This is a genomic window from Staphylococcus sp. AtHG25 (assembly GCF_003217445.1).
In the GTDB taxonomy this organism is placed as follows: domain Bacteria; phylum Bacillota; class Bacilli; order Staphylococcales; family Staphylococcaceae; genus Staphylococcus; species Staphylococcus haemolyticus.
In genome coordinates this window covers 101,585-117,248 of sequence record NZ_QJSN01000001.1, presented here as the reverse complement: position 1 = coordinate 117,248, position 15,664 = coordinate 101,585, and the positions used below count along the sequence as shown (strand labels likewise).

9 protein-coding genes are annotated in these 15,664 nt (G+C 34.0%); 4 read left to right on the top strand and 5 right to left on the bottom strand.

Annotation, left to right across the window (positions count from 1 at the left end):
• Positions 1 to 81 precede the first annotated feature (81 nt).
• From BDW31_RS00515 to BDW31_RS00505, 4 genes are all read right to left on the bottom strand, one after another.
• Positions 82 to 1,026 carry a glycine betaine ABC transporter substrate-binding protein gene (locus BDW31_RS00515; protein WP_002449935.1) on the bottom strand — a complete coding sequence of 315 codons (945 nt, stop codon included), beginning with the start codon at positions 1,024 to 1,026 and terminating at the stop codon, positions 82 to 84.
• A gap of 23 nt (positions 1,027 to 1,049) precedes the next feature.
• Entirely contained in the window at positions 1,050 to 3,719 is a 2,670-nt protein-coding gene (locus tag BDW31_RS00510; RefSeq protein ID WP_053024612.1) for an MMPL family transporter, read from the bottom strand.
• A gap of 301 nt (positions 3,720 to 4,020) precedes the next feature.
• A complete protein-coding gene (locus tag BDW31_RS12395) occupies positions 4,021 to 4,188 on the bottom strand; it encodes a hypothetical protein (RefSeq protein WP_162839002.1) in 168 nt (55 codons plus the stop codon).
• Positions 4,189 to 4,519: 331 nt separating this feature from the next.
• The gene (locus BDW31_RS00505) at positions 4,520 to 5,392 is read right to left on the bottom strand and encodes a LysR family transcriptional regulator (RefSeq protein WP_053024611.1); all 873 of its coding nucleotides are present in this window, start codon (positions 5,390 to 5,392) and stop codon (positions 4,520 to 4,522) included.
• Positions 5,393 to 5,543: 151 nt separating this feature from the next.
• Here BDW31_RS00505 and BDW31_RS00500 point away from each other — a divergent pair, with 151 nt between their 5' ends.
• The 3 genes from BDW31_RS00500 to BDW31_RS00490 all read left to right on the top strand — a co-directional run bounded on the left by BDW31_RS00500 (position 5,544) and on the right by BDW31_RS00490 (position 10,313).
• Positions 5,544 to 6,155: a metallophosphoesterase gene (locus tag BDW31_RS00500; protein ID WP_016930621.1), complete on the top strand. Its 612-nt coding sequence runs from the start codon at positions 5,544 to 5,546 to the stop codon at positions 6,153 to 6,155.
• 116 nt (positions 6,156 to 6,271) lie between these two features.
• Complete coding sequence (locus tag BDW31_RS00495; RefSeq protein ID WP_053024610.1) at positions 6,272 to 8,365, top strand: hypothetical protein; 2,094 nt, start codon at positions 6,272 to 6,274, stop codon at positions 8,363 to 8,365.
• Positions 8,366 to 8,738: 373 nt separating this feature from the next.
• Positions 8,739 to 10,313, top strand: a complete 1,575-nt coding sequence (locus BDW31_RS00490; protein ID WP_110708896.1) for a YfcC family protein — start codon at positions 8,739 to 8,741, stop codon at positions 10,311 to 10,313.
• 79 nt (positions 10,314 to 10,392) lie between these two features.
• On the opposite strand, the gene BDW31_RS00485 is transcribed toward BDW31_RS00490, so the two are convergent.
• A complete protein-coding gene (locus BDW31_RS00485; RefSeq protein WP_053024608.1) occupies positions 10,393 to 12,555 on the bottom strand; it encodes an amidase domain-containing protein in 2,163 nt (720 codons plus the stop codon).
• Between the two features lie 209 nt (positions 12,556 to 12,764).
• Between BDW31_RS00485 and BDW31_RS00480 the strand changes: the two genes are divergently transcribed.
• A complete protein-coding gene (locus BDW31_RS00480) occupies positions 12,765 to 15,581 on the top strand; it encodes a YhgE/Pip domain-containing protein (protein ID WP_053024607.1) in 2,817 nt (938 codons plus the stop codon).
• The last annotated feature ends 83 nt before the right edge of the window (positions 15,582 to 15,664 follow it).

Here is a 15,664-nt window from a genome sequence, read left to right as displayed (position 1 = left end):
CTATTGTAAATTTGCATTATGAGTTTTAAATATGCTACACCAAACGAGCATATTCTTTATTTGTCTATCTTAACTTTGTAATTAGTTAGTCTCAATACCTTCTAACCATTCATCTACTTTATTATCATTATCATCCACATAGTCTTTAGCTACTTGTTCTGGATTTTTGTTATCAACAAAGATTTTTTTAGCTAATTTGTCTTCGTCAGATTTACTCCAATCATCTGCCATACGTGTTGCAATTGTGTATGCAGCTGGATGTGCCTCTTTAAAGTTTTTGTTAAATACTAAGTCAATATGTTGATTATTATTACCATAAATGTTGTCAGGATCTTTCAACATTTTAACGTCTAATTCTTTAGAGAACCAACTAGGTTCCATTGATGTGAAGACGATAGGTTCTTGTTGTTTAAAAGCAGATTGAATTTTCTTGAATTGGTCTTGGTCAGAACTTTCTTTCAAGCTATATTTATCCAAGTTGTCACTATCAAGTTCATCTTTAGTTTCTTGCATAACGCCATTACGTGCGTCTGTGCCTTGAATTGTCCAATCTACAGATTTTCCGAAGTCACTGTTTTTTAAGTCACTAATTGAGTCGACATCTTGCACGTACTTAGGTACGGCTAAACCTACTTTTGCGTTATCAATTAAATGTTTATCATCATAAATTGTTAATTTACTTTTGAACTTATCGTAGTAACTTTTATCAGTAGTAGGGAAGATACCTGATGCATGGAATGAATCAGAGTTCTCTGATACAGTAGCATATAACGGGCCACTTGCTGTTACTGGTGTAGTTGTTACATCATAACCTGCTTTTTTCAATACTTCTGCTATAACTAGTGAACGTGGTGTTGAATTATCACTCGCGATATAAGGTATTTCGATTTCTTTATTACCAAGTGATGTTTGACTATCGTCTGATGAACCACTACCGCTACCACTATTACCACAAGCACTTAGCACTATGGCTAAGGCTAGTGTGGCTAGTAGTCCTAAGAATTTCGAACTACGTCGTTTTAACATAACGTGTTTCCTCCTTTTTAAAATTAGTTTCTAAGTTCGTCATCATGACGATGTTGAGATGATCGGTTATATCTATCGTAAACACCTTTGTTGTTTTCACGAGCGTATAACATTAATGCTTTGAATAATACATCTTGATCAATATTGCTATCAGTTAATTCTTTGTATAAGTTTGTTGTTTTATCGAAATTTGCATCATGATAATCATGGTTATCATTTTGTTGATCATGATTGTTATGACTATAATCATCGTTTCTATCGTAATTGTCTTGATAGTGTCGATCATTATAATTACGTTCATCATGATAAGTATGGTCGCCATCTTGAGTATAAAGTGATTCATAGTCGATATCATCACGTTGATTATCATAATGATGTTGGCGATGATGATTATCTAAATGCACAGAACGGTTATAATCTTCGTCATTATAATTGCGATTGTGGTTACGTTTGTCATTTTGATAAACATAGTTATCTTTGTCTTGTCTAGCGTATTCATTATTTTTATCGTTGACATGACCTTTTTCAGAATATGTGTCGTGATGATTATCTTCTTCTAAAGCTTTACCTTCAACGTCAACGTTTGGCAATACTGCACCTAACCATTTAGGAAGGTACCATGAAGCTTTACCAAAGAGTTTCGTCAATGCTGGAATTAATGTCATACGTACGACGAATGCGTCGAATAACACACCGAAACCTAATGCGATACCCATTGACTTAATTGCACTGTCATCTTGGAAGACGAATGCGATGAATACACTGAACATAATAAGTGCAGCAGCTACGATAACAGGTCCACTTTCTTTGATACCTACACGGATTGAATGATCATTGTCGCCAGTCTTACTGTATTCTTCATGTACACGTGTCATTAAGAAGAGCTCGTAGTCGATGGCAAGTCCGAATAACAATCCAATTGTGATTACTGGAAGGAATGCAAGTAATGGTCCTGTGTTTTCAATACCAAATAAGCTACCCATAAAGCCATGTTGAATGACTAATGTTGTGAAACCTAATGTAGCCATTAATGAAAGAATAAAGCCTAGTACTGCTTTTAATGGAACTAAGATTGAACGGAACACAATCATTAATAAGAAGAATGCTAATACAACGATAACGCCTGCAAATACTGGAATAGCGTTGTTTAGTTTTTCTGACATATCGATGTTAATAACACTTTGTCCTGAAATTTCAGTGTCATAGTCATATTTTTCTTGCGCTTGGCTATGATAATCACGTAAATCATATACTAGATTTTCTGTTGACTGTGAGTTCGGTCCTTTTTCAGGAATGATTGTGAATAATGCGTAATTGTTGTTGTCAGTTAGTTGTGCTTTTGAAACTGTATCAACATTATCAATGTCTTCTAAATCACTACGCATATTATTTAAGTCACGTTCGATAGTGCTTTTACTTCCACCATCTTTTGTATTTACTAACATGACAATTTGTCCGTTATAACCTTCGCCAAAATTATCTGAGATTAATTTATAGGCTTTGTATTCTGATGAGTCAGTTGGTTTTAAACTATCATCTGGAATACCTAAACGCATGCCACTGACTGGTATAGCAGCTAAAATTAAAATAATTAAACTTACAATAACAGCGATAACTGGCTTACCAACAATAAATTTTGCCCAAGGATGATCTTTAGGGTCTTTACTTTTAGATGGTTTATCTTTAATTTTAATACTTTTATGGAAGATACTGATTAGGGCAGGTAATAGTGTTAATGCTGCTAATACCGCAAATAACACACTAATCGCTGAAGCGAATCCCATAACCGCTAAGAAGTCGATTCCTACAAGTGATAAACCACAAACAGCAATCATAACTGTAAGACCAGCGAATATTACAGCACTACCTGCTGTACCCACTGCTGTTGCGATAGCTTCTACAGTATCGACACCTTTTTTCTTAAGTTCTTTAAATCTAAATAGAATAAAGAGTGAGTAGTCAATACCAACAGCTAAACCTATCATTACAGCTAGTGTAAGAGTGAAGTTTGGAATATCAAAGATATATGTTAATAATGCGATGATACCAACACTTGAACCTAAACCGATGATTGCACTAATAATTGGCATACCAGCTGCGATAAGTGAACCAAAGGTAATAAGTAAGACTACGAATGCTACGACAATACCGACAATTTCTGATGTACCACCAGGTTCAGCATTCATAGCGCCACCTTGAGTTTTTTCAATTTGCACATTGTGGTTGTCAGTTACATCTTTTAATTCTTTGTCGATGATATGTTTAGAAGAATCTTTTAATCCAGTTTGTGGAACTACATAACTTACGTTAGCGATAGCGGTATCGCCTTCATCGTTAACTTGTCCACTGTCATATGGATTAGAGATATTTTGGATATAATCATCATTTTGTCTGATATTGTCTAAAGCATCTTCAATATCTTTCTTCGTATCTTTATTATTGAGTCCATCATTCTTATTAGAATGGAAGACTATTTTCATCGAGGCTTTCTCACTGTCCTGATGAAATTCTTTACTAATTTTATCGTTTGTGTCTAATGACTTAAGGCCGTTCATAGTGATGTCACTGTCAAACTTCGGTGAGTTTATTATTAATGGCGTGATAATGACACCTAGTATAACAAGCCATCCTATAACACTTAGCCATTTGTTCTTAGCTATAAATTTTCCTAGTTTGTATAATAGCTTTGCCAAGACATTTCCCCCTATTTCATTAATTTATATCGCTTAAAGTATGGGTAATGTGTTGATGATTTGTGAGCAATTACATTAAATCGATACCTTAAATTAAGCATATTTAAAATGTTACATTTGATAATGTAACAAGTTATACCCACGTTCGGTACCATTAAAAGTTTTACGTCGTTGGAAAATGCAACACTTTGGAAAAATTGTTGGTGAAAATAGCGTGTATTAAGGGGATATATAAGAAAACAGGTAACCTCGTGATGATGGTATACCTGAAAATAATTTGGTATGTAGACTTGCGATGTAGTTAGTTCATTAAATAAAACAGGAGAAGTAATGCGCCTATTAAGACAAAAATTACGCCAGGAATATAAATTTTTTCTCTGAGGTCAATATCACGTTGGTATGCAACAAATCTACTAATACCGATTAAAATTAGACCTAAAAGTAATAAAATGATGGAAAGAACGAGCATTAACCGTACCTCCTAATCAAAAAAGTACAAATAGCAAATTGATTAATATGTATATCTTTCTTTCAAATTTATTATATTATGTAAGCGTATTTTTTTATAGCGATTTATTAATATATTGTAAAATTGTTATAACTTTTCGGAATGTTTATTAACAAAATTTATACATTCTTAATATTTTATAAAGGTAATAATAAAACTGACTTTTCAAACTATACGTATTTGAATTATTTTGAGAAAAGAAACAGAAAGCAACTGTAGAAGGGCGGATAGTATTAAAGAGCAATCATGTTAATAAATATTTAATCAACGTGATTGCTCAAATTTGCAGGAACTATTTAGTGTTATATATTAATGTGATGAAATCTTGGATAATAGAAGTGAGATGTCTATCATTACGGTATATGAGTGAGATGTAACTTGTGGTTGGGGCATTAGGCAAAGTCTTACTAATAATGCTTGGATGATGACTCATAGCATTTTTGCTGACTAAACTTAAGTAATTTGAATCTTTTATTGTTGTAAGGATACTGCTAATACTATTGGTTTCCATGTGAACGTCTAAGTTGATAAAGTTCTTGTTACGCCATTCGTCTATACTGTCTCGAGTTGCTCCGCTATTATGAATGATAAAACGGTAACTACTAATATCTTCTAAAGTAAGATGATCTTTTTGAGCAAGTGGGTGACGTTTGTCCATAGCAAGCACTAATGGATTTTCATGAAGACGTTTGACTTGTAGTTCACCCTCGTTAAAACCTTTTTCAGCTATGACAGCAATATCAATCTTACGGTTTTTAACTTTCTCGATAATAATTGGCGCAGTATCTACTGTTAAGTTAATATCTATATTTGGATGTTCATGCATATAGTTTTTAAATGTTGACGGTAAAATGCTATAGATTGGAGCGTGACTCGCACCAATTCTTAAAGTTCCTCGTTTAGATTGTTTGAAATCTTCCATCATATCTGTTGTTTCTTCTATTAAATTAAGCATTTTATTCGCATTCCGATAGAGTAATTCACCAGCTTCAGTAAGGTTGAAATGTTTACCTTTTTTGAAATATAGAGGTAATCCACATTCTTTGCTTAAGTTTTTCAAATGAAAAGTTACCGTTGGTTGTGTGATACCAAGTTTTTCAGCGACGGCGTTTTCGTTTTGTGCCTCAACGAAATGTTTAAAGATGAGTAATTGCTTTGTATTCATAAATTGATTTCCCCAAAATATATATTTTGTTTATACTATTTTCTATAATAAATAAAGAATTTTGAGGATACGTTAATAATTTGTTTAAAGTTAGTTAAACAGTGGATTTATATTAATATGCAATAAGTCGTAGGTTAGGAGAGAAGGAAGTATGAAAGAAAGGATACTTGTGGTTTCTGATATACACGGTCATCGGAAGGCACTCGTCACTCTTTTAAAGGCAGTTAATTTTAATGTGAGGAAAGATCAACTCGTTTTAATGGGAGATTATGTTAATAATGGACCCGATTCATTTGGGACTTTGAAGTTAGTGAAACGCTTAAAACGTCGAGGTGCACTTGCCTTGGCTGGCAATCATGAGATGCGTTGGTTAGAAAGTAAAGATAAAAAAATCAAACGCTGGCACAAATTTTTAAGAGAATTGTCGACAATCGAGGTCATAGATAATTACATATTTGCGCATGCTGGTATAGATACGTCTAAACCTTTAAATAAACAGATTAAGGAATATACTACTGGTCATTATAACCATAATTTAAATAGAAACATCCCTAAAAATAAATATTTGATACATGGACATATTCCTAATTATCGCTATGGGTTAAAAAACGATGAATTATATAAAAAGAAAAATATACTAGATATTGATACAGGTGCTGGTCATAATAAATTCTTATCTCTTATTGATTTAACTAATGCATACCAATACTCTGTTAAGGTTACAGATACTAAAAAAATCAACACTAAACGTATAAAATTATAAAAATCTATGACTGGTCAATGTTTGGAACCTTTAATTAATTTTCAAAAAACAGAAGTATAAGTTTTAAATTAAATGTTATATAATGAAGTGGAATATTAATAAAAAGGGTGATATGCGTGAAGAAGCTTAGACAACATTCTAAATTTAATTCGTATTTAAAAGTGTCATGTTCAGTGTTGTTAATGAGTGGAACATTAGTGGGTTATGGATTTACCAAAGATGGATTTGCACAATCAAATGACCGCATCGACAACGTTTCAAGTGAAATGACATCTGTTCAAAATAAACTTGATAAAGCGATAGATAAAGCGAAAACAAAAATTGACCGTTTGAAGTACCTACAAGCCACTGATATTAAGAGTTATAAAGAAGATATTGAAGATGCACGTAATCAGTCTGAAATTGATCAAATTTTAAGGGATGCACAGGAAGAAGACCGTATATCAAATGAGGAAAGTGCTAGAGAAACTGGTGAAAAAGCAAGCACTTCTAATGAATCTTCACTCTCAACTGCTGAGCAATCATCAACGAATGAAGAAGATAAGCTAGATGAATTAGATAAAATAATAGCCGATTTAGATTCTCTATCTGAAAAGGTTGATACCCATCAACAAAGTGAAGATATGAAGTCGGAACAAGGTTCCACAAATAATAGTGAAAATAGCCAAATAAGTAGTGGACAATCAGTATCTTCTCAAGACATTACGAATCACATGAATGAAGAAAATGATGATACCTCAATATTGGATGAAATGGATAATGTTAAAAATGACATAGAATCAACTAAAGAAAGTGCACATTCATCTGTAGAAGATATTCGAGATCAAACTGACTCATCCATTCAAGATGACAATTCAACAGAATCGCATTCAAAAGATAATACTAATACTGCATCAGATAAAAGTATTCTAAGTGGTATCAAACAGATAGATAAAGATGAGATCAGCCATAAGTCAAACAAGATTGATTCAAAAGAGGGTCATATTGATGCATTAACTGACGAATTATCTGCTAATCAAAAAATTGATCAAGCCATTACAAAAGTTGAAAATAAACAAAATAACACATCGAAACGTTATAGTGACCATAAACTTGAGCAATTGAGACAGTTAGAACAACAAGTAAAACAAAACAACAGTTTAACTAATGAGCAAAAGCAAAATATTGAAAAAGATATTAGAAATGTTCGACAAAATGTTAAAGCGAACCGAGATGAAATAAGTGGCCGCTTAGAACAATCTTCAAATAAGCAAGCAACAGTCGAACAAATCTTAGGAAGTGTCTTTAGTAAAAACGAAGCTCAAAAGATAGCCAAGCAGATTAAAACTAACGGTCAGTCAGATAAGCAAATAACAGATCAAATGATGAAACATATTGACAACCTCAAAACGACAACAAGTGATGATATTTTGGCATCCATGTTTGATCAAGCACCTGATAAAGAGGCTTTAATCAAAACATTGCTTTCAACACGTTTAGGAAATAATGAGGCATCACAAATAGCTAAACAGCTTGCTAAAGAGAATTTATCTAGTTCAGAATTAGTAAATCAAGTGAAGCAAAAAATTAATGCAAATCAGTCAGTAACAGCTGATGATATTCTTAAAGACGTACTAGATAAATCGTCAGACCCTAAACAAACCATTGAAACGTTATTAGCTACAAAGTTAAATCAAACACAAGCGAAGGCGTTGGCAGATCTTATTGCTAGAGCTCAAACGGATAAAGCTGATGCGTTAGATTTAGTGAAAAATGCATTAAACGGTACAGGTCGTGATTTATTACAGTTGCAAAATAAACTCGACACTGCAAAAAATAATTTGAATTATATCTTAGATCCTATTACCAATAGACCTTCACTATTTGATCGCATTAATGGTAGTACATCAAGTTCTAATCTTCTTAATCAAGGGTCTCATTTACTAGATGGACTAACTGGTGGTGGTCTATTAGATGGTCTTAATTCAGGAGGAAGTCTGTTAGACAATATTGAAGATATTCCTAATCCTGTACAAGGATTATCATTGGGACAATTAGGCGATGATGATGGATTTTTAAGTGGCTTATTTGATGATGAAGGGAATCTATCTTTACCAAATACTGGAGAAGTAGTTAAAAAGTCTTGGCTACCAGTAACAGTGTTATTAGTGATTGCTGGGGGCACTTTAATAGGGTTAGGTCGTCGTAAACAACAAAACACTAAACATTAAATACAAAAAATACAAACTTAAAGCGTGGATAACTGAGTAATCATTACTTACTTATGTTATCTACGCCTGTTTTTTGAAAAAGAGACTCAACATCGGTTAGGAAAGCGCTTGCACAATTCTTAGGAAATAGCAAGTGAGTTTTGAGAAATTATTGGTAAAGTTATGTGAAATAATTATGGAATAATCTAAAATATTTACACTTTATTTAATATTCATATTGATTGTAAAGTGCATTAGACATACACTAATAGTGGAAAAAGAAATTGAGAAATTTTTCACAAAGTTGCTTAATTAACAAATTTTCACAAAGTATACGTTTTAAATGTGTATAGCATTTTCATAGATAAAAAAATACTTGAAGGGGTTGAAAAGCATGACACACACTAACGAAGTTACTAATAGCACTGGCAAAGGACGAAAAAAACGATTCTCGCTTAAGATGCCTGGCGCATTTACAATTTTATTTATTTTAACTGTAATCGCTGTTATGGCAACGTGGATGATACCGGCTGGTGCATACTCTAAGTTATCCTATGATGGCGGTGCTCATGAATTTAAAATTGTCGATGCTCATAATAAATCAAAAACAGTCCCTGGAACACAAGAACAATTAGATAAATTAGGTGTGAAAATTGATGTAGACCAATTTAAATCAGGTGCCATCAATAAACCTATCTCAATTCCTGGAACATACGAACGATTAGAACAAAAACCTGCTGGACCAGATCAAATTACATCAAGCATGGTTAACGGTACAATTGAAGCAGTCGATGTAATGGTATTTATTTTAGTATTAGGTGGACTCATTGGTGTTGTACAAAAGAGTGGTTCATTTGAATCAGGACTTTTAGCACTTACTAAAAAAACTAAAGGTCATGAATTTTTACTTGTATTCATGGTGTCAGTATTAATGGTACTAGGTGGTACGCTTTGTGGTATTGAGGAAGAAGCGGTAGCATTTTATCCAATACTCGTACCCATCTTTATTGCCATGGGATATGATTCAATTATCTGTGTTGGGGCAATCTTCCTAGCAAGTTCTGTAGGTAGTACATTCTCAACAGTTAACCCATTCTCAGTTGTTATCGCATCAAATGCAGCAGGTACAACATTCGTAGATGGTTTATATTGGAGAATTGCTGGCTTAATTGTGGCAACAATTTTCACAGTAGGTTATTTATACTGGTACGCTAAAAAAATTAAAAAAGATCCTAAAGCATCTTACACATATGAAGATAAAACTAAATTTGAAAATCAATGGTCAGTTATTAACGATGATGGCGGAGAAAAACCTTTTACACTACGCAAAAAAATCATTTTAATTTTATTCAACTTACCATTCCCAATCATGGTATGGGGCGTTATGACACAAGGTTGGTGGTTCCCAATCATGGCCTCAATGTTCCTAGCATTTACAATTGTAATCATGTTAATGGTAGCATTAGGTAAAGATGGACTTGGCGAGAAAGTGGTCGTAGATGCATTTGTAGAAGGTGCATCAAGTTTGGTAGGGGTATCACTAATCATTGGTTTGGCACGTGGTATCAATATGATTATGAATGATGGATTAATCTCAGATACAATCTTGAACTTCAGTTCATCACTTGTACAAGGTGTAAGTGGACCGATCTTCATTGTAATATTGTTGATTATCTTCTTCTTCCTAGGTTTCATTATTCCATCATCTTCTGGTTTAGCAGTGCTTGCAATGCCAATCTTTGCACCACTTGCTGATACAGTAGGTATTCCTAGATTTGTTATCGTAACAGCATATCAATTTGGTCAATATGCAATGTTATTCTTAGCACCAACAGGATTGATAATGGCAACATTACAAATGTTAGACATGAAGTACTCTCACTGGTTGAAATTCGTATGGCCAGTCGTTGCCTTCGTATTCATCTTCGGTGGTGGCATGCTTATCACTCAAGTATTAATTTATTCATAATAGATGAATTAAAAAGGTGGTTCACCCAAATCGGGTGCACCACCTTTTTATATGTTATCTTATTTAACTCACATCAGCATTATTTAGGCTGAATATAGTGTAAGGTTTCAGCTGTGCTAGCATCAATTGTGCGATATGACACGATGCCTAAACCTTTGACATTAGATTCTGAGATGACGATAGAGCCATCTTTATTTACCTTTTCAACAAAGGCAACATGACCATATACATCATGCGCACCAGCTTGTCCTGCTTCAAAGACGACTGCGCTATGTGTAGAAGGTGTTTGACTGACATCATAGTTATCACGTTCTGCACGATTATCCCAGTTATGGGCATCTCCCCAGTCGCTACCTACTTTCTTACTAAATTGTTGAACACGTTCGTATACATACCATGTACATTGACCTTGAGGATAAGGTGATGACGAATCTGTGATTTCAAATGATTTAAACTCACTACCTGAAGTATCTTCTCCACTAGATGTTTGTTTAGTATATTGATCTAAATCTGGCATTTTTTTCTTATCAAAATCAGTTAAGTGATAGTGTTTGATTAAGCTATTTAATTTAGTAGCATAGTTAGGGTCTGTAGCATACGTACGGCTTAAATGTCGTGTCGCATCACGATAATCTATAGCTTCATGCTTCCAAGTAGGTTTATAAATTGTTGGATTACCGTCGATACCATTTTTAATTAAATCAGCATAATCTTCCAATGATGCTTTAGTACTTGGATATTTACGGAACCCAGCATTAATACTAAACATACTGTTGTCACTACCAGCTTCTAGCGTATTAAAGTTTACAGATTGTCCTTTATAACTACCTTTAATACCAAATAAATTATAATTAGGTGCTTGTGCTAAGGTACTGTTTCCTGAACTAGATTCAAGAATAGCTTGAGCAATCATAACTGAGGCATAAAGATCTTTATCTTGACCAATCTTATGTGCATCTTTAGCGATAGACTTAATAAAGTCACGCGTACCTTTATTTTCAACAACTGTTATATCGCCATCCGTTACGTCACTACCATTAAGTTGAGGTAATGTTTGGAACAAACTAGTTGAACGCGTATTACTTTGCTTAAAGTCATCTTCAAATGACTGTGCAGGTGTAGTTTTATGTTCAAGCTCCTTCTTAGTTGGCAACTGAGGGTTACTTGCTTTAGTCGTGTTGTTTTTTGTTTTTTTACCCTTAGATGTGTTTGTTTCGTTATCCTTTTTAGATGATTCGAAATCTTGATGCGTCTTTTTAGCATCTTCACTATACTTATCGAGCACAGTGTCTAAGGCAGATTCAGATAGACTATTACTATCAGAAGATGATGTTTTACTAGAATCATTTTTTGAGTCAGTGCTTGTGTCGTCATTATCTGATTGATGATTAGTGGTATCTGTATTATTACTTCCTTGATTATCTTTATCATCATCTGTTTCATCTGAGACGAAATCATCAATAGCATCTAACGCTTTACTAACACTTGCATCGTCCTTATCTTGATTGGCAGTTGATTGTTGTTTTGTATCTATCTCATCTTGTCGTGAAGTCTTATCTGATTGGTTAGCTTGCTCACTACTTTGCTGTATGTCATCATGTTCGCGATCCGTTGTGTCAGAAGATGAAGCACTACGTTCTGTTTGATCTTGGTCTTGTGAATCAGTATCTTGCTCATTTGTAGAATGCGTGTCATCATCTGTTTCATTAGTGCTTGCGGGTTGCTCATAATCTGAAATATCACTATCGAAATTAAATAATGATGCAATTAAATGAGTTAGGCTAAATCCGTTTTGATATAAATCAGGATTTAAAAAGTTAGAAGCAGGTAAACCACTAGAATGAGTTGCGTCAAAGATTGGAGAAAGGGGTGTACGGTAAGTGTTATTTGTATCTTTATCACGCTTTTGATGACTGCGAGATACGCTTGTGTTGTCATCATCTTTCTCCTCTGATGACGTATTTGATGACTTAGACTTTTCTCGTTTTATCTTGTTCTTCGAATCTTCCTTAGTAGGTGCTTCAGAAGATGTGTTATCGGACTGAGTATCGTCTGGTTGAGATGGTTCATTAGTATTATTGTCATTTACATCTTCATTATGATCAGTCTGTTCTTCTTGTGTGCTAGATGATTTCATCTTAGTATCTTCGTTTGTGTCTTCAGCATGTGCAATGCTAGTCGTAAATGTTGGCAATACAAGCGTTGTTGTTAAAAAGTAAATCATGAATTTATGCTTCGACATTACGCTCTTTTCCTCCTATCAAATTAACTATGGTGGTATGCGAATATATCAGAATTTGATATAATATTTATTATGATTTTTAGTTGATAAGTATCAACTAATTATTACTTTGCTCAATAAAAGTATTATACTAACTCTATAAAGAAAAAAACAATACTTAATATCATTTTGAGATAAAATCTTAATATTTCATTTTTAGGAGTGTGAAAATGAAAAACGCACTAAAATTATTTATAACGGACTTGAAGCGAGTTGCTAAGACGCCAGCAGTTTGGGTTATACTAACAGGACTTGCGATATTACCGTCTTTCTATGCTTGGTTCAACTTATGGGCTATGTGGGATCCTTATAGCCATACAGGTCATATCAAGGTTGCCGTTGTGAACGAGGACAAGGGTGACAAAGTTCGTGGCAAGAAAATTAATGTTGGTAATACATTAGAAGACAATCTTAAGAAAAACGATAAATTTGATTGGCAATTCGTTAGCCGGGAAAAGGCAGACCATGAAATTAAAATGGGTAAATATTATGCTGGCATATACATACCTAAAGAATTCTCGCATCAAATTACTGGCACATTAAGAAAGAAACCACAAAAAGCCGATATCGAATATAAAGTTAATCAAAAAATCAATGCCGTCGCACCGAAAATGACCGATACAGGGTCAACGGTCATCGTTGACGAAGCAAATAAACAGTTCAACGAAACCGTCACGAAAGCGTTACTACAAGAAGCGAACAAAGTGGGTATTCAACTTGAAGATGAAGTACCTACAATTAATAAAATAAAAAATGCAGTTTATGCGGCACATGACTCATTACCACAAATCAATAAAATTGCGGATCGTATTGAATATTTGAATGATCATCAGGATGATCTTGATAAATATGCAAATCAATTCCGTGCATTAGGTAGTTACAAAGGCGATATTTTAGACGCCCAACAAAAGCTTAATGATGTGAATGCAGCCATTCCGTCACTTAACGAAAAGGCAAAACTCATCTTAGCACTTAATGAATATATGCCGAACATTGAGAAACTATTAGATGTAGCTTCTAATGATATACCGGCACAATTTCCTAAGATTAATAGAGGCGTGGATATTGCTAGTGAGGGGCTTGATTTAGCGAATACGCGTTTAAATGATGCACAAGGTTATCTTACATCTGCTCAGCAACGCGTAGGTGATTATCAAGAAGCGGCAGGGCGTGCTCAAGAAGTAAATAACCAAGCCAATAGTGCATTGCGTCAACAAAGTACGTCGGGACTTCCTCAATATCAAATTCAGAAGTTGAGCACAGATAGTAGCCAGGACACTGTGAATGATAATCAAATTGTCTCAAACAATGACGTGAAGTCTATGAATAGTGCGCTTGCAGAAGCATTATTAACACTTTCAAGTAATTCTGATAATCAAACGAAAGCAACACAGTCAGACATTAAAGCCTTGAAAGATATATCTTATGGTGTTATTGGTTCTAATCGACCGACTGAATTTAATGACATGTTACGTAATTTAAAAACACGTCTTGAAAATAGCTCGAAAAGTAATCAACAATTGATAGACGTATTAAAAGAATTAGAAAAAAGAGAACATGTCGATTTATCGTCGCAAATTAAACAAGTTGAGAGTGCCAATAATCGTATCAGCGATTCATTACGTTCAACGAATCAACTCATTGATGCACTAAAAAATGGTAGTTCAGGTAAAGCAGAAGCAGTTAACGTATTGCGTTCGTTACCAGATTTAAATAAAGCGTTAGGTAACTATCGTGATTTCATTAAAAACGACTTAAACAATCGTTTGTTAGTTGTATCTAATCAAATTACACAAGAATTAAGCAAAGGTCAGAATACGTTATCAGACGTTCAATCTAAATTAAATACGATTAATCGTGTTATCATTGCTGGTCAGGATATAGTTACAGATGGACAGAATCGTATAGCTAACATTCAAAGCGAATTACCTGCTTTAGAACAAACCTATATTAATGCTATGCAAACTGCTCAGAAATATTTCCCTACAGTGAAAAAAGACGTAGCGAATGCAGCTGACTTTGTTCGTAATGATTTGCCAGATTTAGAGCAACAACTTGCGAATGCTACAGCAACAGTAAATACGAACTTACCGACATTGTTCAATAAGTATGACAATGCCGTTGATTTATTAAATCAAAATCAACCACGTGCGAAAGAAGCGTTAGCAAACGTAGCTAATTTCTCTGAAAACCGTTTGCCAGATATTGAAAAAGATTTAAACAAAGCGAATAAAATATTTAAAAAATTAGATGAAGATGATGCGGTAGATAAAGTGATTGATGCGTTGAAGAATGACTTGAAGAAACAAGCCGACGTGGTTGCGAATCCTATTCATAAGAAACAAGTAGATGTCTTCCCAGTTAAAGATTATGGTTCAGGTATGACACCATTCTATACGTCATTATCTATATGGGTAGGGGCATTATTACTAGTAAGTTTATTGTCTGTAGATAATAAACATGAAGCCTTGGAAGATGAGTTAACGAAACGTCAAATTTATTTAGGTAAAGGTGCTTTCTTTATAATGATGGGTATCATTCAAGCATTGATTGTAACGATTGGTGACTTGGTTATTTTGAAAGCGCAGGTTGAATCGCCGACATTGTTTATCTTAATCGCACTGTGTGGTGCTATTGTCTTTAATACGATTGTGTACACATGCGTGTCATTACTTGGAAACCCAGGTAAAGCTATTGCAATCATTTTACTAGTATTACAAATTGCTGGTGGTGGAGGAACATTCCCAGTTGTAACTGCACCTAAGTTCTTCCAAACGATTTCACCATATTTACCATTCACGTATGTGATAGATTCCTTACGTGAAACGGTAGGTGGCATTGTACCAGAAATTTTAATTACGAAAATGATTATCTTAATACTATTTGGACTAGGATTCTTTATTTTAGGCATCTTAGTCAAACCAGTCTTAGATCCAATTATGCGTAAAATTTCTAAACGCGTGGCTGAAAGTAAAGTAACTGAGTAGTTACGGAAACGATATTTGTACTATAAAAAGCATTCTAACCTTATAAATGGGCTAGAATGCTTTTTATGTGCTATATATTTATT